The following is a 23,133-nucleotide window of genomic DNA, read 5'->3' as shown; positions in this document are numbered from 1 at the left end:
CACGGGCGGCGTCAGTGCACAGGCGGCGTCAGTGCACGGGCGGCGTCAGCGCGCGAGCTCGTCGTCGACGATGCGGGGCAGGGCGGCACGGAATCCGGCGACGGCGAGCAGCACGCCGGAGACGGCCATCGCGATCAGCACGGCCGGGGTCGACCCGGTGGCGTCGAGCAGGGCGCCCGCGGCGATCGGGCCGATGGCCGCGAGGATGTATCCGAAGGGCTGGACGAACCCGGACAGCCGCGCCGTGACCTCCACGGTGCGGGCGCGCGCGGGGATCAGCGCGATCACCGTCGGGAAGGCGAAGCCGCCGACGCCCAGCACCGACGCCCACACGAAGGGGCTCACCTGCGGCAGCCACAGCAGACCGAGGTAGCCGCCGGCGGTCAGCAGGCCGAACAGGCCCGTGATCCACGGCAGGCGGTGCGAGCGCGCGATGACCGTCGGCATCACGAGGCCGCCGACGAGCCCCCAGCCGGCGATGCAGGCGACGACCGCGCCCGCGGTCCCGGAGGAGACGCCGTGGGAGGTGAGGATCTGCGGGAGCAGGCCGAACTGCGTGTACGCGTTGGTCGACTGCAGGCCGAACATGAGGGTGAGCACGAGCGCGGTGGGCGAGCGCAGCAGGGAGCCGCCGACCTTCTCGGTGGGCTCGGCCGGCGGGAAGTCGTGGCCGACGCGCGTGAGCACCACCGCCCACACGATCACGGGGATGACGGCGACGAGGCCCCAGAACTGCAGGGACTCACGCCAGCCGTCGGCGCCGGCGGACTCGAGGGGCACCGCGAGCAGGCTGCCGAGGGAGCCGCCGATGGCGAGGACTCCCGTGTACAGGGTCATCAGCAGGACGGTGCGGGCTCCGCCGTGGCGCTTGATCCAGGCCGGCACGAGCACGTTCCCGAGCGCGGGGCCGAGCAGCCCCAGCACGGACAGCGCGAGGAACGCGCCGAAGGCACCGGTCGTCGGCCGCAGCAGCAGGCCGATCGCGACCAGCACGTAGGCGACGACCATCGTGCCGGTCAGGCCGAGGCGGCGCGCCGTCGGCACGGCGACGAGGCCGAGCACGCCGAAGGCGAGGCACGGGAGGGCGGTGAGCAGGCCGGAGGCGGTCGCGCCCATCCCGTAGGAGGCGACGACGTCGCTGAGCACGGGTCCCAGCGAGGTGGCGCCGGGACGGAGGTTCAGCGCGATGAGGCCGACGGACAGGATCGCCAGGAAGCCGCCGACGGAGACCGCGCGCGCGGACCGGGCGGGAGTCGGCGCATCCGCGGATGCGGGCGCGGCGGCGGGCGCGCCGGACTCGGCGGCGCCGTCGGGCGCGGCGACGGGATCGAGGACAGCGGCGGTCGCGGTGGCGGGCGCGGCGGCGACAGGCGCAGCGACAGCGCCGGAGGCGGAGGCGGAGAGGGAGGACGGGGATTCAGGAGCAGTGCAGTCTGCGGGCCGAGAAGAGCTCACCCCACCTGACTACACCCTCCGCGGCGGAGCGGCCATCAGTTGCCCTCCATCTCACGCGCGGCCCCGGCGGCCGACGTCCCCGCCTCCCCCTTGTTATCACCCTGACCTGGTGGTTTCGCATACGCGGGCGTACGGTCAGGAGGCATGAAGGAGCTGCCGAGGTACTGGGCCCGCCATCGGGAGGTCGTCACCACCTCCGAGGGCGATCGGCTGGATCTGACCATGTCCGGATGCTCCTCGATCTCGGTCGAGGATGCGCAGCGCGACGCCGATGAGCGCTTCCGCCGGATCGTCGCCGAGGGCGGCCCGCGGCGCTGGACCAAGGACCGCGAGTACTACCCCGACAGGCGGCAGCCGGAGGAGCTCCTCGAGGAGATCCGCGATGAGGACGGCGCCCTCGTCGCCGCGCTCACCCGCAACCGCTACGGCGCGGTCGTGCTGAACACCGACGCCGTCCTGATCACCGACATCGACCTGCCCGGCGAGCCGCGGCGCACCCCGCCGGCGGGAGATCGCACCCCGGTGGCGGCACGGCCCGAGCGTCGGCCGGGGCTGCTGAACCGTCTGTTCGGCGGCGGCCAGGCGGCGAACCCCGCGACCTCGCGGCATGCCGGCGAGGACGAGATCAACAGCGGCGGCGAGCTCTTCGGCGGATCCCTCTTCCGCGGCGACGCCGACGACGGCTTCACGCCGACGCGGGTGCGGACGACCACGCGGGGGATCCCCGTCGTCGACGATGCCGATCCCGATGCCTTCGGCCTGCGCGGCGAGGGCGACCGCGGCGCCGCGCACGACCGCATCCTCGAGCGCCTCGGCCGCTTCTCCGCGACCCGACCGGACCTCGGCGTGCGCGTCTACCGCACCCGCAACGGCTTCCGGATGCTCGCCAGCGGCACCGCCCTCGGCCCCGACAGCGCCGGCGCGCAGGCGCTGATGGAGGAGGTCGGCAGCGATGAGCTGTACGTCCTGCTGTGCCGGGTCCACGACAGCTATCGGGCGCGGCTGACGCCGAAGCCCTGGCGGGTGGGCATGCCGCCCTGCCCCGGGGCCGGCCCCTGGATGGCCGAGCACCGGTCGTACCGCCAGTGGGTGACGCAGTACGTCACCGCCTCGGAGGGGACCGCGGTGTGCCGGCTCGTCGGGGAGTCTGGTCCGGCGGCGTCCCCGCTCGAGCAGCGGATCATCGCCCTCCACGACCGGGCGACGCACGCCGATTCGGGGCTGCGCCTGGCCTGAGCGGCAGGTCGCGCTCGGCGTCGCAGTCGCTGATGCGGCGCGCGGGGTGCGCGGGGTGCTCGGGGCGCGCGAGGCGCGCGCCCCGCACGCGACGCACCGCGTGATCCGGGCCACGGACGCGCTCACCGCGGCCACATATTGATTGAAGTTTCGCCTACCGTGGGCGCCCCCTGCAGACCTCTCGGAAGGACGCTCATGCCCTCTCCCGCCGATCAGGCCCCCGCCGTCTCCGCCTCCGCGCCCGGTGCGACGTCGGCCTCGCGCTCGACCGGCGGCCGCCCGGCCGCCCGACGCTCCCCCGGCCGCGGCGCCGCCGGCCCTCTGCGCGAGGTCGGCACGCTCGTCGCCCGCCTCGTCCTGGGCGGGATCTTCCTCGCCCACGGCTGGCAGAAGATCTTCCAGTGGACCTTCGGCGGCGTCTCCGACGCCTTCGCCGGCATGGGCATCCCGCTGCCGGGGATCACCGGCCCGGTCGTCGCCGTCGTCGAGCTCGTCGGCGGTGCGCTGCTGATCCTCGGGGTCGCCACCCCGATCGTCGGCCTCGTGCTGGCGGTGGACATGCTGGTCGCCGCCCTCCAGGTGCATCTCGCCCAGGGCGTGTTCATCGACCAGGGCGGCTGGGAGCTCGTGGGCGCCCTCGGCGCCGGCGCCCTGCTGCTGGCCGCCGTCGGCCCGGGCCGCCTGTCCCTCGACGCCCTGCTGCGCTCCGGTCGCCGACGGGCCCGCCGCCGCGCCTGAGCGCCGGGGCCGGCCGTCGGGCGCGAGCACCGGGCCTGGTCGTCGGACCCGAGCACCGGGCATGACCGTCGGACCCGAGCACCACAGCGCATGCGGCTGCGGCCGCACGCGCAGACAGGAGCCCGCGACCCCATCGGGTCGCGGGCTCCTCGCCGTCCGGCGCACTGCGCGCGACGCACAGCGCTCGACGGTCAGTGCGCGACGGTCAGTGCGCGACGGTGGCCTTCTCGGAGCCGGCCCCGGTCAGGGAGCGCACCTCCATCTCGGCCTGCTTGAGCTCGTCGGTCTCCGGGGAGGTGACCGAGCCGAGCCAGCCGAGGAGGAAGCCCAGCGGCACCGACACGATCGCCGGGTTCGTCAGCGGGAACCAGTGGAAGTCGACGCCGGAGAACATGGCCGTCTCCGAGCCGGACACCACGGGCGAGAAGATGATCAGCACGACCGCGCTGATCAGACCGCCGTAGATGCTCCACACCGAGCCGCGGGTGTTGAACCGCTTCCAGTACAGGGAGTACAGGATCGAGGGCAGGTTCGCGCTCGCGGCGATCGCGAACGCGAGCGAGACCAGGAACGCCACGTTCTGCTCGGCGGCGAGGATGCCGCCGACGATCGAGACGCCGCCGATCACGAGGGCCGTGCGTCGGGCGACCGCGACCTCCTTCTGCGGGTCCGCGGTGCCGTTCTTGATGACGCCGTTGTAGATGTCGTGCGCGAAGGACGCCGACGCCGTGATCGTCAGGCCCGCGACCACCGCGAGGATCGTCGCGAAGGCGACCGCGGAGATGATCGCCAGCAGCACGGTCCCGCCGACGGCGTAGGCGAGGGCCGGGGCCGCCGCATTGGAGCCGCCCGGCAGCGTCGCGATGACGTCGACGCCGACCATGTACGCGGCCGCGTAGCCGAGCACGAGGGTGCACAGGTAGAAGAAGCCGATCAGGGCGATCGCCCACACCACCGAGCGCCGCGCCTCCTTCGCGGTGGGGACCGTGTAGAAGCGCATGAGCACGTGCGGGAGGCCCGCCGCGCCGAAGACCAGCGCGATCGCGAGGGAGACGAAGCCGAGCTTCGACGAGCCCGTCGCCCCGTACTGCAGCATCGGCTCGAGGATCGCCGAGCCCTCGGGATGCGCGGCGACGGCGTTGCCGAGCACCCGCGAGAGGTCGAAGCCGTTCTTCGCGAGGATCCACACGGTCGTGATGCCGACCGCGCAGATCAGCAGCACGGCCTTGATGATCTGCACCCAGGTGGTGCCCTTCATGCCGCCGATCAGCACGTACACGATCATGATGACGCCGACGACGGCGATCACGAGCGACTGCCCGGCGCGCCCGTCGATGCCGAGCAGCAGCGAGACCAGCGCGCCCGCGCCGGCCATCTGCGCGAGGAGGTAGAAGAAGGTGACGGCGAGGGTCGAGGTCGCGGCCGCGGTGCGCACGGGACGCTGGCGCATGCGGAAGGACAGGACGTCGGCCATCGTGTACTTGCCGGTGTTGCGCAGCGGTTCCGCGACCAGCAGCAGCGCCACCAGCCAGGCCACGAGGAAGCCGACGGAGTACAGCAGGCCGTCGTAGCCGTAGAGGGCGACGGCCCCGACGATGCCGAGGAACGACGCCGCCGAGAGGTAGTCGCCGGCGATGGCGATGCCGTTCTGGCGGCCCGAGAAGGCGCGGCCGCCGTGGTAGAAGTCGCTGGCCTTCGTCGTCGTCCGCGAGACGCGGATGACGACGTAGAGCGTCACGACCACGAACGCGAGGAAGATCGCGATGTTCAGGACGGGGTTCCCGAACTCCATGTCAGGCCCCCTCCAGCTCGTCGCGGATCCGCTCGGCCGTCGGATCCAGGGATTGGTTCGCGTGGCGGATGTACAGCCAGGTGATGAGGAAGGTCATCACGAACTGGCTCAGGCCCAGCAGGATGCCGACGTTGAGGTTGCCGATCACCGGGGTGGACATGAGACCGGTCGCATAGGTCGACAGCAGCACGTAGCCGAGGTACCAGACCAGGAACGCGACGGCCATGGGGAAGGCGAAGCCCCGGAAGCTGCGGCGCAGTCCGGCGAACTCGGCGGAGCGGTGGACGGCGAGGAACTGCTCGGGGGTGGGGTCCGACGAGCCCGGGGGAGGCTCGGCGGGGATGGGGTCGGGATGCGGGGATGTCACAGGCACAACTCCTTCGTTCTGCTCATGGCCGCCCGGACCGTCGAGCCCGGGCGTTGAGCGAACGCATCAGGAGTGAGGACGGTCACACCGGAGTTCGTGCATACCGCGGGTCAGCCGCTGAAGCCGCCGCCCCCGCCGTGCGCCATGTCCTTGAACCGCGAGTAGTGGCCCTCGAAGGCGACCGGCACGGTCTTGGTGGCGCCGTTGCGGTGCTTGGCGACGATCAGGTCGGCCTCGCCGGCGCGGGCGGACTCCTTCTCGTAGTAGTCCTCGCGGTGGATCAGGAGGATGACATCGGCGTCCTGCTCGATCGATCCCGATTCGCGCAGGTCGGACATCATCGGGGTCTTGTCGGTGCGCTGCTCGCTGCCTCGGTTCAGCTGCGAGATCGCGATGACCGGCACGTCGATCTCCTTGGCGAGCAGCTTGAGTGCTCGCGAGAACTCGGAGACCTCCTGCTGACGGGACTCGACCTTCTTGCCGGAGCTCATCAGCTGCAGGTAGTCGATGACCACGAGCTTGAGGTCATGCTTCTGCTTCAGACGCCGGCACTTCGCCCGGATCTCCATGAGCGACATGTTCGCGGAATCATCCATGAACAGCGGGGCGTCGGCGATGCGGCTCATCGCGCGGGCCATCGCCTGCCAGTCGCGGTCATCCATGGAGCCGTCGCGCATGCGGTTCATCGGCACCTGCGCCTCGGCGGCGAGCAGACGCATCGTGATCTCGGTCTTGTCCATCTCCAGGGAGAAGATGACGGCGGCCTTGCCGTTGTGGATCGCCGCCGAGCGCAGCACGTCCATGCCGAGCGTCGTCTTCCCCATCGCGGGACGGCCGGCGAAGATGATCATCTGGCCACCATGGAGGCCCTGGGTCAGCTCGTCGAGCTCCGCGAAGCCCGTGGGCACGCCCGTGACCTGCCCGCCGCGGTTCTGGGTCGCCTCGATCGCATTGAGGGTCTCGTCGATGACCTCGCCCAGCGGCACGAAGTCCTCGCTCTGACCGCGCTCGGTGACCGAGTAGATCTGCGCCTGCGCCTCGTTGATGACCTCGTCGACCTCGCCGCCGTCGGCCGCATAGCCGAGCTGGACGATGCGGGTGCCGGCCTCCACGAGCCGCCGCAGCTGGGCGCGCTCGACCACGATCTCGGCATAGAAGCCGGCGTTCGCGGCCGTGGGGACCATGTCGATGAGGTCCGCGAGGTACGCGCCGCCGCCGATGCGCTGCAGCTCGCCGCGCTTGGAGAGCTCGTCGGAGACCGTCACCAGGTCCGCCGGCTCGCCGCGCCCGTACAGGTCGATGATCGCCTCGAAGATCATCTCGTGCGCGGGACGGTAGAAGTCGTTGCCGCGGACCGTCTCGACGACGTCCGCGATCGCATCCTTCGACAGCATCATGCCGCCGAGGACGCCGCGCTCGGCATTGAGGTCCTGCGGCGGGGTGCGCTCCAGCCCGCGATCCGGTCCGGCTTCAAAGGCTTCGTTCGATGTCACCGGGCCAGTGTAGGAACGGATCCTGTCCGGTGGGACCGGGGTGGTAGGGCTGGGGATGGACGGGGGACGGGCGGGTGCTGGGGAGGCGCTGGGGAGGGCTGGACGGGCGCTGGGGAGAGCTGGACGGGCGCCGGGGAGGGCTGGACGGGCGCCGGGGAGGGCTGAGGAGGGCTGAGTGCCTCGTTGGTAGCGGCGAGTGTCCCTCAGCAGTAGCTGAAGCGCTCCATTTCCGGAGGGAACCGGCCACTCGAGCCCTCAGCCCCCCGCGCCCACAGCCGCACCCGCCCCAGCGCCCACACCCACGTCAGCGCCCGCACCCGCGCCGCGCCCGCACCGCGGCGAGTGTCCCTCAGCAGTAGCTGAAGCGCTCCATTTCCGGAGGGAACCGGCCACTCGAGCCCTCAGCCCTCCCCAGCGCCCGCGCCCGCGCCCGCGCCTGACCCCACGCCCGTGCCCGACCCCGCGTCTGAGCCCGAGCCCGAGCCCGAGCCCGAACTCACGCCCGCACCCCCTCACCTCCCGCGGAACACGACCAGGCGCTGGACGACGTAGCTGAGGGCGAAGAGCAGCAGGTCCGCGCCGATCTTCGCGCCGAGGAGCGGGACCCCCATCGCGACCAGCGCGTTCACGAGCACGATGCCGCCGACGAGCACCACTGCGGCGAGAGCTGCGTACTGCAGGAAGGAGCGCAGCAGCGGGGTCCGTCGGCCGCCGCGGAACACCGCCCAGCGGTTCAGCGAGAAGTTGAGCCCGCCGCTGAGGAGCCGGGCCGAGGCGAGCGCCGCCCAGACCGGTCCGCCGAGCCCCGCGATCGTCAGGAACAGGGCCGTGTCCAGGGCGAAGCAGGTCAGACCTGAGGCCGCGAAGCCGAGCACCGGCGCGAGCACCCGCAGCGAGTCCCGCACGGGTCGGAAGTGGCTCGAGGCGTTGTCGTCGAGGTAGACCGTCGCGATGGGGATCTGCACGATCCCGATGCCGTCGCGGGCCGCCCGCACGAGCATCGTGTACTCGTACTCATAGCGGTCCCCGGGCAGGGTCTGCACCCAGGCGAGGTGCTCCGCGGGGATGCCGCGCAGGCCCGTCTGCGTGTCCTCGACGCGCTCCCCCGCGACCGCGCGGAACAGCAGCGCGCTGACGGCGTTGCCGAACCACGAGCGCAGGGGCACCGCGCCGCGGGCGAAGCAGCGCACGCCCAGCACGAGTCCGGCCCCCGTCGGCCGCCCGTCGGACGCCGACCGCCCGCCGGACGCCGACCGCCCGTCGGACGCCGACCGCCTGCCGGCCGCGCCGGGCTCGTTCCCGCCGGCCGCGCCGGGCTCGTTCCCGCCGGCCGCGCCGGGCTCGTTCCCGCCGGCCGCGCCGGGCTTGTTCCCGCCGGGCTCGGCCGCGCCGGGCTCGAGCGCGGCGATGACGCGGCGGATGTCGGCGAGGGTGTGCTGGCCGTCGGCGTCGGCGGTCACCGCGCCACGGCCCGGGAAATGCTCCTGGACCAGCGCGAACGCCTCCCGGAGTGCGTTCCCCTTGCCGCGGTTGTCGGGCAGGCGGCCGACGAGCGCGCCCAGCTGCTCGCAGCGGTCGAAGACCACCTTGTAGTCGAGGCCCGAGCCGTCGTCGAGGACGACCACGTCGATGCCCTCCTCGCGCAGCGCGGTCACGAGCTCGAGCAGCTCCGGCCCCGGCGCGAGCGCGGGGATCACGACGACCGCATGGTCGACCGAGGAGGCGCGATGCGCGGGCGGCGACGAGGCGCTGGACACGGGCACCGCGCCACGGGTGGCGTGAGCAGCGCGAGCAGCGTGAGAGACGCGAGCAGTGCGCGCGGGCCGGGGCAAGGGCCGGTGCGAGGGCGCGGCCGTCCGCGGCGGCGCCGCGAGGGCGGGGGCAGCGCCGGAACCGGGTGCAGTCCCGGGAACGGGAGCAGCGCCGGCAACAGGAGCGGGAACGGGACCCTGGACAGGAAGAGGTGCAGTATGCGTCGTCATGGTGATCACCCGGCCACGTAGAGGATGTCGCTGGTGGCGCGCTCGCCGCCGTTGGAGGGCTGGTTGAGGATCTCGTCGTCGAGGATCATCACGCTGGATCCGCCGCCGTCGAGGTTGTATCCGGTGGTGCAGCCGAGGTCGGCGAGGATCTGCCCGACCTCGGGGAGCGTCGCGCCGCGCGAGTAGCCCTCGTCGCGGCCGTCGACGACGAGGAACACCAGGTGCCCGTCGCCGAGGACGCCGATCGCGGTGCGCGGCTGCTCGCCCTGGATGGAGTGGTTGCCGATGTTCGTGTCGATCTCGACGTCCTCGATCCCGTCGGGGATCTGCCCGTCGACGAGGACGGCGGGCCCGAAGCTGAGGGTCTGCCAGGCGCCCGCGTCGACGAGCTCCTGGGCGCTGGTGGTGGTCTCGTCGTAGACCTCGGCGGTGCCGTCGCTCCAGATCACGAAGCCGTCGCGCGCGGGCTCATCGCGCAGGGCGACGCCGTTGCGGACCTGGATGCCGGTGTCCCGGAAGCCGTAGTAGTCGCCGTTGATCGCGAGCACCGCGCCGTGCGCCTCGGCCATCTCCGAGGGCAGCTGGGTGATGTTCTCGCCGAAGGAGTCGTCGGCGAGCGCGGAGCGGATCAGCGCCGCATCGCTCACCTGCACGTCGGCGACGTACCAGGTCAGGGTGTCGTCCCCGCTCCCGGAGGAGTCGGTGGTGACGGTGATGGTCGTGGTGGAGGAGGTGTAGCCGTCCTCCGTGAAGGCGCCGTCGGTCGAGGAGACCTGCGCGGTCTGGGCGGTGCCGGCGGCCTCCTCCGCGGCCGTGACGTCGGCGACCTCGACCTTCTCCCGCAGGAACCGGTCGTACGCCCAGCCGGCGGAGCCGCCGGCTCCGACGAGGACGACGAGCCCGCCGCCGAGCAGGGCGCGGCGGGGCAGGAGGCGGCGGGAGCGCTCGGGATCGGGCGCCGACGGCGGAGCGGTCGGCGGCGGGCCGGGCGGGCCCGAGGGCTGGGGATCGGTGATCGTCGGTGGCATGACCGCAGATTCCGACCCGCGGCTGTATCGCCGGGGTCATCTCGGCTGTGCCGGGGCTGTGAGGCCGACGGGCTGCGGCGCCGTCAGGCCGACGGGCCGCGGTGCTGCCAGGCCGACGGGCCGCCAGGCCGCCGGCCGCCTCCCGAGCGGGGACGGATAGGCTCGTCGGACGCATCGCACCGTCCCCTCGAGGAGCCCCGTGGTCAAGTACGTCGTCATCCTGGTGGTCCTCGCGCTGCTCCTGCTGCGCCTGCTGCGCGGACGCTGGGGAGCGAAGCTGCTGGGCATCTCCGAGCGCGTGCTCGACATCATCTACATCGCGGCGCTGCTGGTCACCGGGGTGATCGCGGGACTCACGGAGTACTGGGCGCTGCTCGCCGCGGTCGGGGCCCTGCTCGTGTGGCGGATCGCCGAGGAGGTCATCGCCCGCGGAAGACGACGAAGCGCTGCACCGCGTAGCTGAGGACGAACAGGACCAGGTCCGCGATGATCTTCGCGAGGAGGACGGGCACGTCCATCGCCTCGAGCGCGTCGATCACGAGCATCCCGCCGACGAGCACGGCCGTCGCGAGCGCGGCGTACTGCAGCAGGGAGCGCAGCAGCGGGGTGCGGCGGCCGCCGGTGAAGATGACCCAGCGGTTCACCGAGAAGGTCATCGCCGAGGACAGCACGCGTCCGAGGGCGAGGGCCAGCAGGGTCGGCATGCCGAGCCCGAGGAACGCCAGGAACAGTCCGGTGTCGACGACGAAGCAGCCGGCGCTCGAGGCGGCGAAGCCGAGCACCGGGGCGCGTCCGCGCAGCAGCCTCCCGACCATCGCCGCGATCCCCCGCGAGCGATCCGTGCGGCCCGCACGACCGGCGCGACCGGCGCGACCGGCGCGACCCGCATGATCTGCGTGGCCCGCGGGAACAGCTGGATCCGCACGCCCCGCGCGTCGCGTGCCCTCGATCGGGGTCTCGACGGCCCGCCGCATGATGTCGCGGGGGCGCTGGAGCACGGTCGGGAGGGAATCCATGGCCTCCAGCATGGGGCACCAACCTGAGATCGCCGCATCCGCGCTGCTGTGCAGCGGCTGTGCGGGCCCCGTGAGCGCCCCGGGCGCCGGGTGCCGCGCCCTATCGTGACGGCATGACGGCCTCGTCCTGACGATTCGACGGCCCGCATGACGGCCCGTCGCCCCGCAGCGACCGCATCACCCTCCCCCGCCGCCCCGCCCTCATCTCATCGATGCAGGTCAGGGGCCTGTCGGTGACCCGCGACACCGTCCGTTCACCTTTCATACACCCACGACAGGGCGGACATAGCAGATGCACAGCCAGCGGTCGGAGTCTTCCGATGTACGACTACACCACGAGGAGACACCACCATGCCCGTCGCAGCGCTCTACGCCCTGGACATCGTCGCCGCCCTGGTCCTGACCTTCGGGATCTACTGGCCGCGGCATCGCCGTCGCGACCTCGTCGTCGCCTTCCTCGGGATCAACGTCGGCGTCCTCGCCGTCTCGGCCCTGCTGGTCGGCTCGACCGTCACCGCGGGCCTCGGCCTGGGTCTCTTCGGCGTCCTCTCGATCATCCGCCTGCGCTCCGACGAGCTGGCGCAGCACGAGATCGCCTACTACTTCGCGATGCTGGCCCTCGGCCTCGTCGGCGGCCTGACGACGACCCCGTCGTGGATCTCGGTCGGCTTCGTCGTCGCGATCGTCGCGACCCTCGCGATCGTCGACCATCCCGGCCTGCTCGGCACGCATCGCCGCCAGGTGATCGTCGCGGATCGCGCGATCGCCGACGAGGACGAGCTGCGGGCCTACTTCGCCGACACCCTGAACGCCAAGGTCACGGCCCTGAGCATCATCAGGACCGACTTCGTCTCGGACACGACCATGGCCGACGTCCGCTACCAGGTCCTCCCGGCCCGCCAGCGCGGCGCCGCGGTCCCGGCCGGGCTCGCCTCCGCCGCCTCCCGCCCCGCCGTCGGCGCGTCGGCCGCCCCGTCGGCCGCGTCGGCCTCGTCGGCCGCCCCGTCAGCGTCGTCGACCCCGTCGTCGGCCGGCGCAGCCGCCCCGTCGGCTCCCGTCGCCCCGTCGGTCGCGTCGGCGGCGTCCGCTGCGGTGTCCGTCTCCACGCTCCCCGCGTCCTCGGCCGCGAGCGCGACCGCCGTCCCGGCGGTGACCCGATGAGCGCGGTCCGGGCGGGACGCCCGACCGCAGGACACCCGACCGCAGGACGCCCGAACCCCGAGGTGCGCCTGCAGCGCCGCCTCGACGCCGTCCCCTCCGTCTCCCTCGAGGAGATCGGCGAGCGGGCCGCGCTCATGACCCGCGTGGACCGCAAGTACCTGGTGCCGCGCGCGACGGCCGCCGAGCTGCTCGCCGGCCTCGACGGCGGGATCCGCGTGCTGGAGATCGACGGCCGTCGCTCCTTCGGCTACCGGTCGGTGTACTTCGACACCCTCGACTTCGCCTCCTACCGGGCGGCCGCCACCGGGCGCCGCCGCCGCTGGAAGGTCCGCCGTCGGGACTATCTCGACACCGGCGCCTCGTACCTCGAGGTCAAGACCCGCACGGGTCGGGGCGAGAGCTCCAAGCTGCGCATCGGGGTGAGCATGACGCCGGTCCCCAGCGCGCAGACGCTGGAGGCGCTGGCCTCGCCGCCCGCGGCGAGCGTGCAGGACGCCTATGCGGGCGCCCTCGCCTCGGCGCCCGACGGGCCGCTGCGGGGCGTCGCCCTCGCCTTCACCCGCGAGACCCTCGCGGCCGCGGGCTGCGACGTCCCTGCCGTCGACCTGATCCCCGCGCTGTACACCGCGTACGACCGCTCGACGCTGCTGGTCGAGGACGAGGACTCGCGTCTGACGATCGACGCGAACCTCACCTGGACCAGCGTCTCCGGCACCGATCGGGCGCTGCCCGACCAGGTGGTCGTGGAGACGAAGTCCGGGCGTCGGCCGGGGCTCGCCGATCGCATGCTGTGGGCCTCGGGGCATCGTCCCGCGAAGGTCTCGAAGTATGCGACGGGCCTCGCGCTCTACGACCCCGCGTTGCCCTCGAACAAGTGGCATCGCACCCTCGGGACCCTGGATCTGGTCCCACAGGCGCGCCATGCGTCGCGCATGGCCGGGGCACAGCTCCCGGCCGCAGGCTGACACCAGCCACCTCGACACCGATACGGAGGACCCCCAATGTCCAGCACTCGCCAGAACCCGTCCGGCCTCCGCGGCATCCGCCGCCTGACCGCCGTGATCGCCGCCGGCGCGGCCGCGATCGCGCTCGCCGCCTGCTCCGTCTCCGCGACGGGCACGTCGTCGGACTCCTCGACGACCAGCTCGAGCTCGAGCACCAGCAGCGTGGACGGCTCCTCGGCCACGGCGACGACGGTCGCCGACGGCGATTCGCCCAACGACCTGCTCTCGACGCTGGACCTGTCCTCCCTCGACACGCACTACGACGATGACGATCTGAGCTGGGACGCCTCGGAGGAGCAGACGATCACGCTCTCCGACGACGGCTCCACCTCGGACTCCTCGGACGTGACCGTCGACGGCTCCACCGTCACGATCACCGCGGGCGGCGTCTACCGGGTCTCGGGGACGCTCTCCGACGGCCAGCTGGTGGTCACCGCGGGCGAGGACGAGACCGTCACGATCATCCTCGACGACGCCTCGATCACCTCCTCGAGCAGCTCGGCGATCACCGTGAACGAGGCCGACGAGGTCACGCTCTACCTCGAGGACGGCACCACGAACTCCGTCGCCGACGGCTCCTCCTACGAGGTCGCCGACGACGCCACGCCCGTCGCCGCGATCTCCTCCGCCTCGGACCTCACGATCGCCGGCACCGGCTCCCTCGAGGTCACGGGCAACGCGAACGACGGCATCAGCACGAAGGACGGCCTGGTGATCGTCTCCGGCGACATCACGGTCACCGCGGCCGACGACGCGATCCGCGGCAAGGACTACGTCTCGATCCTCGACGGCACGCTGACCCTCACGAGCGTCGGCGACGCCATCAAGTCCGACAACTACGAGGACGAGGACCGCGGCTGGGTGCTCATCAGCGGCGGCACCATCACGATCGACTCGCAGGACGAGGGCGTCGACGCCGAGCAGGCGTTCCGCCTCGACGGCGGCACCGTCACGATCCTGAACTCCGACGAGGGCATCGAGGCCGAGGACGTCGTCATCGCCGGCGGCACCCTCGACATCACCGCCTCCGACGACGGCATCAACGCCACCCAGGCGACCCTCGTGACCGGCGAGGACGCCTCCGAGCAGAGCGGCTACAGCCGCGAGGCCGACGACGGCTCCTGGCTCTACGTCACCGGCGGCGAGGTCACCATCACCGCCGGCTACGACGGCCTGGACTCCAACGGCTCGATCTCGCTGACCGGCGGGACCCTCACCATCACCAGCGCCGACAACGGCGGCGACTCCGCCGTCGACGCCAACGGCGACATCACCCTCGACGGCGCGACCGTCACCGCCAACGGCACCGAGGTCACCTCCGCCGACGAGCTCGGCGGCATGGGCGGCATGGGAGGCGGCACCATGGGCGGCGGTCAGGGCGGCGGCCAGGGCGGCGGGATGCCCGGCAGCGCCGACCAGTCCTCCTGAGCCCGGCCGCGGTTCCCGGCCCGGACCGCATCGTCGGTCCGGGCCGTCGGCGTTCCTGTCAGTCGACGAGCAGTCCGGCGCCCTGCTCGGGATGGCGCTGCAGCCAGCTCTCGACGAAGGGGCAGATGACGCGGATCTGCAGCTGCTGGGCGCGCGCCTCGGCGAGCACGGTGCGGACCAGGACGGAGGCGACGCCCTCGCCGCGATGCTCGGGGTCGGTGACCGTGTGGACGATCTCGAGGACGCGGCGGCGCTTCTCGTAGGTCAGGATCCCGACGATCTCGTCGTCGAGCACGGCCTCGAAGCGGCGGGCGCGCTGGTTGTCCCGCACCAGCAGGTCGTCGCGATGGTCGATCGGGGCGGGGCGGTCGAGGGACTCGGTCATGGCTCGGCCCTCCTGGGCCCGGGGATCGAGGCGGGGGCGGGCGGGAAGCGCTCGTGACAGCGCCCGCCGACATGTCCACGGTACGCCCCTGCGCCCCCGCCGGACCAGGGCGGGGGCGCAGGGGCTTCGTCGTGCGTCCGCAGCGCGCGGGCGGCGCATGGCGCCGGTTCGCGGGCGGTGCGACGCGGCGGCGCTCAGGAGATCGCGCGCAGGAGGCGGAGGTCGCCCTTGCCGGTCTTCGCGTCGACGACGAGGGTGCGCGCGGCGGCGGCGGGCGCGCTGCCGTCGGCCGGGGTCAGGCGCACCTCGCGCTCCCCCATGCCGGTCGCGAGGTCGACCTTCACGGCGGTGCCCTCGAGCACGGACACCTCGATCGCGCCCATGCCGCTGCGCAGCTCGAGCCGCCCGGCGAGCGCGCGCTCGATCCGCACGTCGCCGGCGCCGCAGGTCGCGGTGAGCTCGGCGTCGACGTCGGAGACCCGGATGTCTCCCATCCCCGAGCGCAGGCCCACGGACCCGCGGGCGCGGCCGACGACGACGTCGCCCTTGCCGCTCGTGCCGCGGGTGCGCTCGTCGGCCGCGCGCTCGATCTCGACGTCGCCGGCGCCGGTCTTCGCCTCGAGGCGCGCGAGGGCGCCGCTCGTGCGGATCGCGCCGACGCCGGTGGTCAGCACCGCCCGCGAGCCCTCGGGCACGACGATCTCGATGCCGAGCTCGGCGGCGGCGCTCTCGGCACCGCTGACGAGGGAGCGCACGCTCTCGGCGAGCCGGTCCGACAGCGGCGGTGCGCCCACGCCGCCCTCGCCGAAGGAGCGGAAGAGCCCGCTGACGCCCGCGCCGAGGGCCCCGGCCTCGCTCTGCGGGACGTCCACGGTCAGCCGGTCGTGCTCGAAGCGGATGGTCATGCGCTCGACGAGCCGACGGCCCGCCTCGGAGCGGGGCCGCAGCTCGAGCCGCACGGCCGTGCTGTGCTCGGCCCGCACGACGATGCCGCCGCGCAGGTTCTGGACGCTCAGGTCGATGGGCCCGCCCGCCGCGAACTCGCGGACGAGGGGGTCGGCAGACCCCGCTGGCCCCGTGGAGCCTGCGGAGTCCGCGGACCCCGTGGAGCTCGTGGACCCCGTGGAGCCCGTGAAACCGGCGGACTCGAAGGGCCGAGGTGCCTCAAAGGGTCGAGGGGCCTCTGAGGGGTCGAAGGAGGGGGTGAAGCCGGTGCTCTCGCTCATGGTCGGTGCTCCTGATCGGTGATCGGTGATCGGTCGTCGGAGGGGTGAGGGATCGCCGGGGCCCGACGAGCCTCGACGGGGCTCAGAGGAACCAGCCCTGGACGCGGCCGGCGATGCCGTTCCAGCCGTCGGCCCCGGACTGCCCGGCGCGACCCGCCGCGAAGGGATCCTGCGGTCCGGCGCTGAACGCGCCGGACCCGCCGGGCGCGGCACCGTCGAGGTGGGCGCCGAGCACGCGCACGAGATAGGCGTTCAGCGACAGGCCCTCCTCGGCGGCGGCGCGCTCGAGGCGCTCCTTGAGCTGCTGCGGCGGGCGGAAGGACACGCGGGCGGCCTCCCCAGACGGCTCCTCCCCCACCGGCGTGGCGTCATCTGTGGCACCACCTGTGACGTCATCGGTGGCGCCATCCGTCGGGAACGGGGGCGCTGGCGGGACGGGCGGGGTCGGCGGGGCCGGCGGCACGACCGGCAGGGCAGATACGGGCGATGCGGCCGACGCGGGCGGGACTACGCGCACCTCGAGCTCGGGCCCGCGCAGCGCAAGGTCCACGCGGCCCGGCGCGATCTCCGCCGAGACCTCCGCTGCGACCTGCACGATCGCATCCTGCAGGGCGAGGCGGAGAGCGGGGTCGAGGGCTGTTCCGAGCAGATGCGCGGCACGGCGGGTGGGTTCGTCGCCGACGGCGGCGGCCGCGGCGAGCTGATCCTGCACGGAGCGACTCAGATCTCTGACATCCATGACGCCATGGTGACGCCATCCTGGCGTCACGTCAAGGGTCAACGCCGGGCCGACTCAGGGGCGACATCGGGCCGGCTCATGGGCAGCGCCGGGCCGGTTCAGGCGCGACGCGTCTCGAGCTCGGTGATGAGGGCGTCCATGCGTGCGCGGTCGTCGTCGTCGCCGCAGCCGTTCCACGCCTCGCGGGCGATCCGGGCGACGCGCAGGGCGCGGTCGTGCTGGCCGCGCTCGGCGAGCATCGCGGCGTGCCGGTCGTTGAGGTAGGCGCTCCAGTACTCGGCGCGCTCCTCGTGGCCGGGCGGCGCCATGCTCACGATCCGCTGGGCGCGGGCGTGGAGGCGCTCGTAGTCGCTGACGCTCACCCCGGGCTCGCGCTGCGAGAGGGCCTGGCCCACGGCGACGAGGGCGCCGATCCGGGCGTCGGCCCGATGATCCCAGAGCACATGCTCGGGAACGGTCATCGCGCGCGCGACCTCGAGTCCGGTGCGGCGCTCGATCGCGGCGGCGGCGCCGCGGGCGCGGGCGGTCTCCCCGAGGTCCAGGGCGCGGCGCATCACGAGGGCGCGGGCGTCGAGCTCGATGCGCAGCAGTCCGCCGCGGGCGCTCGAGGGCGTGCCGAGGTCCTCGCACAGCCACTGGGCGTCGTTGGCGACCTTCTCGAGCTGCATCATCGCCTCGCGGGACTCGCCGCGGCGGTCGTGGATGGAGGCCGTCAGGCGTGCGACCTCGAGGGTGCTGTAGCGGTCGCGGAGGTCGTCGGCGATCCGTCGGACCTGGTCGAGGGCGACCTCGGCGGCGTCGTAGCGCTCGGCGCCGATGCGCTGGGTCGCGACCGCGAGCAGCGGCGCCACCCGCAGCTCGTCCCGGTCCAGGGTGCGCTGCAGGGAGGCGAGGCGCCCGGCGGTGAAGGACGCGAGGCTCTCGAGACCCGCGCCGACGAGCGCCTTCAGCAGGTCGGTGATCAGGCCGATGCGCAGCGGCGGATCGTCGATCCGGGACATCTGCAGGAGGGCGTCGAGGGCGTGGTGGACCGCCTCGAGGGGATGCTCGACCCCGAGGGTGCGGGCGAGGACGGCGCGGGCCGCGATCCCCGCCCGGTCCGGGTCGACCTCGCGGCCGGTCGTGGCCTCGGCGTTCTCGAGCAGCTCGAGCACGTCGAGCGCGGCCGTGATCGCGGCCCGACGGCGCCCGGAGGCCTCGAGGGCCTGGGCGAGGCGCATCCGCAGCAGCGGCTCCACGTCCCCGAGGATCAGGTGGCGCACCTCGGGCAGGGCCGCGAGCGCGGAGGAGAGCACGCGGGCGGCGTCGGCCGGGTCCACCCCGCCGGCCAGGGGCCGGCCGCGGACCGCGAAGCCGCCCGCCGAGGGAACCGCATCGTGCAGCGACTCGGCGCCGTCGGTCCCCGGGGCCGGGGAGTCCAGGGCGCGCACGACGGCCATCAGCGCCGGCGGCATCTCGCTCGTGGCCGCGCGCCGACGGCCCGGCGAGGACGCCCGCCGACGATGCGCGCTGTCGGCGGGAGCGGAGTGCTCGAGCAGAGCGGTGGCCGTGGCCTCCGCCTGCAGCACGTGCCCGCAGCGGCGCAGCGCCCCCAGCAGGTCATAGAGGGCCTCGGCCGCGAGGGTCTCCTCCCCCATCGCGGCGATCGCGCGCATCCGCGCGCGCAGCAGGTCGACGTAGGCGATGAGATCGGCGTCGTCGGAGCGCGACGCGCCCTCCCAGACCTCACGGCCCGCACCCGTCCAGGCGTCGGCCCCGTCCCCGGCGACCGCGGCGGCGCTGCGCGCAGCGATGCGCTCCGCGGGTCCACGGAAGCGGTCGGCCAGTTCGACGGCCTCCCGATACCGTTCCGCATGCATGAGATCCGTCACACGTTGAGCCGCCTGTGCGACAGTGCGCGGAGAGGGGAGCGGAAGCTCCGGGGGCCGCAGCGCGGCCCGCACATCCTCGAGATCGGGAAGGCCTGCCTGGTCGCCGCGACCGCCGGACCCCGGAACGGAGAAGGCGCCGTCAGCGATCACAGGCGCAACTTACCAAGGAGTTCCCGAGAGCGCGCTCAGGGGCCGCCCCAGACATCGGATCTCCGCCGATGCCGCCCCCCTCACAGGCCATAGCACCGATCGGCCCACTAGGATGATCAGAGCGTCGGACCCGTCGAGCACGCGTCGGGCAACAGCCTCTGCCGGCCTCCTCGGTCCCGTCGCCTCCTCCGCACCGCAGTCCGCCGCCGCCCCGATCACCATCCCGGTCACCGCGCACGGCGACGCGCAGCATGACCGGAGCCGAGCAGCACCACGACCCCGAGGAGAGGCGGACCGTGACGATCACCACTGCACCAGCCGTCGCGCAGGACGAACGGGCGACGGCGCCGGCAGTGCCGACGCGAGAGGGCATCGGCCCCTTCGACGAACCCCTCGTCGACGGGCACCTCCATCTCGACGCCACGATCTCGCGCGTCGTGCGCACCGAGGTCGACGTCGACGCGTACACCCGCCTCGACCACGACCGCCTCGCGGTCGACGCCGACGCGATCCTCGCCGAGGCCCCGCTGAACGCGGACCAGCGCCTCGCCCTCGGCCTTCTCCAGCGGATCGAGGGCGCCGCCCTCGCCGAGTCCCGCGCGATGCTCGCGACCTGGACCGGCAACGAGGCCCGCATCACCGCCTTCCTCGCGACCTGGCTCGTCGAGCGCCACTGGCAGTCCCGCGCGCTGCGGGACCTGCTCACCGCCGGCGACCCCGAGGCCCGCCCCGAGCCGATGGCGACGCCCTCGCCCGTCGGCCGCGCCTGGGGCGCCGTCCGCCGCCTCCACGTGGACCGTGCGGTCCCGCTCCTCGCCCCCGCCTGGACGGCGCTCGCGGGCGAGGCCGTCACCGCCGGGCACATGGCCCGCATGGCGATCCAGGAGGCCACCCTCCGGGCGTCCCTGCACGCGCTCCTGCCCGGCCTGACCGGCGAGGCCCGCCGGGTCGTCGCCGCGGTCGCCGACCGCCACGACCCCGCCGTCGACTTCTTCGTCGCCGAGGCGCAGGCCCGCATCACCCGCTCCCGTCGCGAGGCGCGCACCGCGCGCCTCGTCCTCACCCTCGACTCCCCGCTGCACGGCGGGGGCATCCCCGACCCCGACCTGATCGCCGGCATGGCGATCATCGGGGCCGACGCCACCGCCCGGGCCGGCCTGCGCCGCGCCCGCTTCGAGATCACCCGCCTGCTGCCGGGCCCCGACGTGCACCTCCACCCGCAGCTCCCCACCGGCTCCTCGGCCGCCGCCGACGGACCGGCCCTCACCGAGAACGGACCCTGAGAATGGCCTTCGATCTTGATCAGTTCGCCGAGACCTCGGAGCCGGTGAAGTACGAGGACCTCGACTTCGACACCTTCGAGACCCAGCCCCTGGACGATCAGACCCTGCGCTCCCTGCGCTACATGTGCGACGTCGAGTTCCACACCTCCTGCTTCCTGCGCGACATGCTCGTCACCCCCTCCCACCGCGAGGAGGAGGCCGGCGGCTTCATGACCATGTGGAACCGCGAGGAGTTCTGGCACGGCGAGGCCCTCGCCGCGGTCCTCGCCCGTCACGGCATCATCGTCGACTACGACGAGCTGAAGGCCAAGCGCGTCAAGCTCGGCTGGGCCGGTGCCATGTCCTCCTTCAAGCAGTCCGCGATGAGCAACCTCGTGGGCACCGACTTCGTCGCCGTGCACATGACCTGGGGCGCCGCCAACGAGCTCTCCGCCGTCGCCGCCTACCGTCGGCTCGCCGCGATGACCGACCATCCGGCGCTGTCCCCGCTGCTCAAGCGCATCGCCCAGCAGGAGACCCGGCACGTCGCCTTCTACACCACGCAGGGCCGCGAGCGCCTCGAGGCCTCCGAGGCCGCCCGCAAGCTCGTGCGGCTGATCCTCTCGAAGGTCTGGAAGCCCGTGGGCTCCGGCATGATGGAGGAGTCCGAGGTCAAGCACGTGATGGGCCACCTCTTCCACGGCAAGCTCGACGAGCTCGACAAGCTCGACAAGCGCATCCAGAAGCTCCCCGGCCTCGACGGCCTCACGATCTTCCGCAACGCCTTCGCCCGCCTCGGCATCGCCTGAGGCCCGGCGCGGGGCCGTCTGAGGTCGGCCACCGGAGGGCCCGAGGCCGGGCGTCGGACCGCCCCGGTGCCGGGCTGGGGAGCCCGTCCGGGATCACTTGTCCACGTACCCCTGGACGAGCGCTGCATAGCCCTTGTCCGCGACCTCGCACGGGCCGTCCGTCTTGGCGGTGACCTCGATCTCCTGCGCTCCGGTCACGTCGAAGTCCAGACGCTCGAGCGGGTCGCCGCGCGTCGTGGAGCCGATGTGGATGAGGGAGCCGTCGACCGACAGGGTCCAGTCGACGACGGTTCCGGCCGGGGCATGGCTCTGCACGGCGAACGCGAACGACACCTCCGTCCACTCCCCGTCGAGGGTGTACGTCACCGAGTTCGTGGTGCCCTGGCACCCGACCCATTGGTTGGTGCTCAGCGGGAAGGAGACGTCGTTCCCGTCGATCTCGATCACGGCGATGTCGGAGTCACCGCTGGTGAGGCCCGACGTATGGGGCAGCTCGTAGAGCCAGGAGGAGGTCGAGGAGATCTCCTGCACGGCCAGGCCGGAGACCAGGTGGACCGAGAAGGTCTCGTAGTTCGCGCCGGTGACCTCGCCGATCGCTCCTTCGATCTGGGCGGTGAGCTTTCCCGGAGCCTCGAGGACGGTTCCGAGCAGCTCCCCTCCGTACTCGGCCGTCGCCGTCGCCACGCACCCCAGGACAGCGCTCGCCTGGTCAGCCGATCCGGAGAAGGAGCTTCCCACCAGGTCGGAGACGCAATCGCCCCAGTCGATCAGGGACGTCACCCGGGTAGGCATCAGCATGCTCGTCCCCCACGCCAGGGTGGAGATCTGGGAGAGCGCAGGATCGGCGGAGAGGGAGATCTCGGCCCCGTCGAAGGGCTTCGGGAAGGTGATCTCGGTCGTCCCCCCGGGGAGGAGGATCCCGTCGGGGGCGCTGTCCGCATATCTCAGCCACTGCATGTAGACGGCGGTGGTCGCGATGTCCTCGGAGGATGACGTGACCGGCAGGGCGATGCTGCCTCCGGAGTCGGCGGCGATGGCGAGGACGAGCCCGCTGTTCGACTGCAGTCGGACGGTGACGTCCTCGTCGGTCTCCTCGATGCAGACCCAGGCCATGTCGGGCCACGGCTCCGCGAGGACGAAGGAGCCCGAAAGCCGGGTCGGTTCGTCGACGCAATCGGGACGGTCGGTGCGCACGTCGAGTGCGACGTCGAACCAGTGGCCGAGCTTCTCGCCCAGGCGATCCTCGTCCACCGTGGCCACGGTGTACCAGGACAGGTGCGTCGCGATGCCCGTGACCGTCAGCTCGTCCTCGTCCACGATCGTCTCGACGAACTCGGCCTCCCGGCCCTCCTCAGGGGACTCGCCGAGCACCATGAGCTCCCCGCTCTCGGGCCAGAGCTCCGCGGGGATCGAGAAGGTGATGGAGATCGGTGAGAGAGGCTGAGCCCCGCCGTCCAGGGTGACGTCGACGCCGTCGCCGACGGGCGTCGTGAAATCGCCGAAGTCCCCGGTCAGGGAGACCGGTGCGGTCCGCGCACGGACGACCGAGTCGATGGAGGCGACCCCGGGCTCCCCGGTGATGACGACGCCGTCGAGCGCGATCGAGAATCCGGTCTCGTCGACCTCGGCGGAGGCCTCCGACGGGAGGACGGTCGAGGTGCCCTCAGTCGCGGTGCCGTCGGTCGCGGTGCCATTCGCCGCCGCATCGCTGGTCCCCGGGGGATCCGCGCTCCCGCCGCGCAGCTCGGGGGTCCAGATCACGTAGGCCGCCAGGCCCAGGGAGATGACGCTGAGCACGACCACGAGGCCGACCAGCACTCCCGTGGTCCCCCGACGAGTCCGAGGCTGTGTCGCCATGCGCATCCACCTGCTCCCGTGACGTGCCTCCGCGCCACGGTCGTCCCCGTGGCGGAGCTGTGCAGATCGGCTCTCGCCGTCCCAGGGGGCGCGCGAGGGCGGATGTGCACCGTCCAGCATGACAACGGTGGACG

General features: G+C 72.9%; 20 protein-coding genes. 8 read left to right on the top strand and 12 right to left on the bottom strand.

Translation table 11 applies throughout. The annotated features are described in order from the left end of the window. Window positions 1–45: 45 nt before the first annotated feature. Window positions 46–1,455, bottom strand: coding sequence for an MFS transporter (locus ACXET9_RS11115; RefSeq protein WP_457886659.1), 1,410 nt, complete (start codon window positions 1,453–1,455; stop codon window positions 46–48). A gap of 144 nt (window positions 1,456–1,599) precedes the next feature. On the opposite strand from ACXET9_RS11115, the gene ACXET9_RS11110 reads away from it, so the two are divergent. Together ACXET9_RS11110 and ACXET9_RS11105 are read left to right on the top strand one after the other, a co-directional pair. Beyond that, window positions 1,600–2,691: a hypothetical protein gene (locus ACXET9_RS11110; protein WP_457886658.1), complete on the top strand. Its 1,092-nt coding sequence runs from the start codon at window positions 1,600–1,602 to the stop codon at window positions 2,689–2,691. Window positions 2,692–2,886: 195 nt separating this feature from the next. Beyond that, window positions 2,887–3,429: a DoxX family protein gene (locus tag ACXET9_RS11105; RefSeq protein ID WP_457886657.1), complete on the top strand. Its 543-nt coding sequence runs from the start codon at window positions 2,887–2,889 to the stop codon at window positions 3,427–3,429. Window positions 3,430–3,634: 205 nt separating this feature from the next. On the opposite strand, the gene ACXET9_RS11100 is transcribed toward ACXET9_RS11105, so the two are convergent. From ACXET9_RS11100 to ACXET9_RS11080, 5 genes are all read right to left on the bottom strand, one after another. Next, window positions 3,635–5,221, bottom strand: a complete 1,587-nt coding sequence (locus ACXET9_RS11100) for a solute symporter family protein (RefSeq protein WP_457886656.1) — start codon at window positions 5,219–5,221, stop codon at window positions 3,635–3,637. Window position 5,222: 1 nt separating this feature from the next. Continuing rightward, window positions 5,223–5,588: a DUF485 domain-containing protein gene (locus tag ACXET9_RS11095; protein WP_457886655.1), complete on the bottom strand. Its 366-nt coding sequence runs from the start codon at window positions 5,586–5,588 to the stop codon at window positions 5,223–5,225. A gap of 110 nt (window positions 5,589–5,698) precedes the next feature. Continuing rightward, complete coding sequence (gene dnaB, locus ACXET9_RS11090; RefSeq protein ID WP_457886654.1) at window positions 5,699–7,081, bottom strand: replicative DNA helicase; 1,383 nt, start codon at window positions 7,079–7,081, stop codon at window positions 5,699–5,701. Between the two features lie 512 nt (window positions 7,082–7,593). Continuing rightward, window positions 7,594–8,838, bottom strand: coding sequence for a GtrA family protein (locus ACXET9_RS11085; RefSeq protein WP_457886653.1), 1,245 nt, complete (start codon window positions 8,836–8,838; stop codon window positions 7,594–7,596). A gap of 230 nt (window positions 8,839–9,068) precedes the next feature. Beyond that, window positions 9,069–10,091: a phosphodiester glycosidase family protein gene (locus ACXET9_RS11080; protein WP_457886652.1), complete on the bottom strand. Its 1,023-nt coding sequence runs from the start codon at window positions 10,089–10,091 to the stop codon at window positions 9,069–9,071. A 199-nt stretch (window positions 10,092–10,290) separates the two neighbouring features. Between ACXET9_RS11080 and ACXET9_RS11075 the strand changes: the two genes are divergently transcribed. After that, window positions 10,291–10,554: a hypothetical protein gene (locus tag ACXET9_RS11075; RefSeq protein WP_457886651.1), complete on the top strand. Its 264-nt coding sequence runs from the start codon at window positions 10,291–10,293 to the stop codon at window positions 10,552–10,554. Here ACXET9_RS11075 and ACXET9_RS11070 read toward each other — a convergent pair. After that, entirely contained in the window at window positions 10,511–11,107 is a 597-nt protein-coding gene (locus tag ACXET9_RS11070; RefSeq protein WP_457886650.1) for a GtrA family protein, read from the bottom strand. The two genes, ACXET9_RS11075 and ACXET9_RS11070, sit on opposite strands and share 44 nt — an antisense overlap. A gap of 351 nt (window positions 11,108–11,458) precedes the next feature. On the opposite strand from ACXET9_RS11070, the gene ACXET9_RS11065 reads away from it, so the two are divergent. From ACXET9_RS11065 to ACXET9_RS11055, 3 genes are all read left to right on the top strand, one after another. Further along, entirely contained in the window at window positions 11,459–12,268 is an 810-nt protein-coding gene (locus ACXET9_RS11065) for a DUF4956 domain-containing protein (RefSeq protein ID WP_457886649.1), read from the top strand. A 62-nt stretch (window positions 12,269–12,330) separates the two neighbouring features. After that, a complete protein-coding gene (locus ACXET9_RS11060) occupies window positions 12,331–13,233 on the top strand; it encodes a polyphosphate polymerase domain-containing protein (RefSeq protein WP_457886648.1) in 903 nt (300 codons plus the stop codon). A 36-nt stretch (window positions 13,234–13,269) separates the two neighbouring features. Next, window positions 13,270–14,700: a carbohydrate-binding domain-containing protein gene (locus ACXET9_RS11055; RefSeq protein ID WP_457886647.1), complete on the top strand. Its 1,431-nt coding sequence runs from the start codon at window positions 13,270–13,272 to the stop codon at window positions 14,698–14,700. Window positions 14,701–14,758: 58 nt separating this feature from the next. Here ACXET9_RS11055 and ACXET9_RS11050 read toward each other — a convergent pair whose 3' ends face one another. From ACXET9_RS11050 to ACXET9_RS11035, 4 genes are all read right to left on the bottom strand, one after another. After that, window positions 14,759–15,085, bottom strand: coding sequence for a GNAT family N-acetyltransferase (locus ACXET9_RS11050; RefSeq protein WP_457886646.1), 327 nt, complete (start codon window positions 15,083–15,085; stop codon window positions 14,759–14,761). Window positions 15,086–15,279: 194 nt separating this feature from the next. After that, window positions 15,280–16,311, bottom strand: coding sequence for a DUF4097 family beta strand repeat-containing protein (locus tag ACXET9_RS11045; RefSeq protein ID WP_457886645.1), 1,032 nt, complete (start codon window positions 16,309–16,311; stop codon window positions 15,280–15,282). 82 nt (window positions 16,312–16,393) lie between these two features. Then, window positions 16,394–17,050, bottom strand: coding sequence for a hypothetical protein (locus ACXET9_RS11040; protein WP_457886644.1), 657 nt, complete (start codon window positions 17,048–17,050; stop codon window positions 16,394–16,396). Window positions 17,051–17,148: 98 nt separating this feature from the next. Further along, window positions 17,149–18,909, bottom strand: a complete 1,761-nt coding sequence (locus tag ACXET9_RS11035; RefSeq protein WP_457886643.1) for a hypothetical protein — start codon at window positions 18,907–18,909, stop codon at window positions 17,149–17,151. A gap of 458 nt (window positions 18,910–19,367) precedes the next feature. Here ACXET9_RS11035 and ACXET9_RS11030 point away from each other — a divergent pair, with 458 nt between their 5' ends. Both ACXET9_RS11030 and ACXET9_RS11025 read left to right on the top strand, forming a co-directional pair. Beyond that, a complete protein-coding gene (locus tag ACXET9_RS11030) occupies window positions 19,368–20,354 on the top strand; it encodes a hypothetical protein (protein ID WP_457886642.1) in 987 nt (328 codons plus the stop codon). Window positions 20,355–20,356: 2 nt separating this feature from the next. Continuing rightward, complete coding sequence (locus tag ACXET9_RS11025; RefSeq protein WP_457886641.1) at window positions 20,357–21,142, top strand: acyl-ACP desaturase; 786 nt, start codon at window positions 20,357–20,359, stop codon at window positions 21,140–21,142. Between the two features lie 93 nt (window positions 21,143–21,235). On the opposite strand, the gene ACXET9_RS11020 is transcribed toward ACXET9_RS11025, so the two are convergent. Next, a complete protein-coding gene (locus tag ACXET9_RS11020; RefSeq protein ID WP_457886640.1) occupies window positions 21,236–22,999 on the bottom strand; it encodes a hypothetical protein in 1,764 nt (587 codons plus the stop codon). Between the last annotated feature and the right edge of the window lie 134 nt (window positions 23,000–23,133).

It is taken from the genome of Brachybacterium netajii (SeqCode) (genome assembly GCF_054114245.1).
The sequence above is the reverse complement of the archived record's forward strand: the minus strand, read 5'-3'. Positions and strand labels throughout refer to the sequence as shown.

Excerpts from the sequence above, each read along its gene's own strand:
- ACXET9_RS11110 (WP_457886658.1), top strand. The coding sequence starts at position 1,600 with ATGAAGGAGCTGCCGAGGTACTGGGCCCGCCATCGGGAGGTCGTCACC.
- ACXET9_RS11105 (WP_457886657.1), top strand. The coding sequence starts at position 2,887 with ATGCCCTCTCCCGCCGATCAGGCCCCCGCCGTCTCCGCCTCCGCGCCC.
- ACXET9_RS11100 (WP_457886656.1), bottom strand. The coding sequence starts at position 5,221 with ATGGAGTTCGGGAACCCCGTCCTGAACATCGCGATCTTCCTCGCGTTC.
- ACXET9_RS11080 (WP_457886652.1), bottom strand. The coding sequence starts at position 10,091 with ATGCCACCGACGATCACCGATCCCCAGCCCTCGGGCCCGCCCGGCCCG.
- ACXET9_RS11070 (WP_457886650.1), bottom strand. The coding sequence starts at position 11,107 with ATGGATTCCCTCCCGACCGTGCTCCAGCGCCCCCGCGACATCATGCGG.
- ACXET9_RS11065 (WP_457886649.1), top strand. The coding sequence starts at position 11,459 with ATGCCCGTCGCAGCGCTCTACGCCCTGGACATCGTCGCCGCCCTGGTC.
- ACXET9_RS11055 (WP_457886647.1), top strand. The coding sequence starts at position 13,270 with ATGTCCAGCACTCGCCAGAACCCGTCCGGCCTCCGCGGCATCCGCCGC.
- ACXET9_RS11050 (WP_457886646.1), bottom strand. The coding sequence starts at position 15,085 with ATGACCGAGTCCCTCGACCGCCCCGCCCCGATCGACCATCGCGACGAC.
- ACXET9_RS11045 (WP_457886645.1), bottom strand. The coding sequence starts at position 16,311 with ATGAGCGAGAGCACCGGCTTCACCCCCTCCTTCGACCCCTCAGAGGCC.
- ACXET9_RS11040 (WP_457886644.1), bottom strand. The coding sequence starts at position 17,050 with ATGGATGTCAGAGATCTGAGTCGCTCCGTGCAGGATCAGCTCGCCGCG.
- ACXET9_RS11035 (WP_457886643.1), bottom strand. The coding sequence starts at position 18,909 with ATGCATGCGGAACGGTATCGGGAGGCCGTCGAACTGGCCGACCGCTTC.
- ACXET9_RS11025 (WP_457886641.1), top strand. The coding sequence starts at position 20,357 with ATGGCCTTCGATCTTGATCAGTTCGCCGAGACCTCGGAGCCGGTGAAG.
- ACXET9_RS11020 (WP_457886640.1), bottom strand. The coding sequence starts at position 22,999 with ATGGCGACACAGCCTCGGACTCGTCGGGGGACCACGGGAGTGCTGGTC.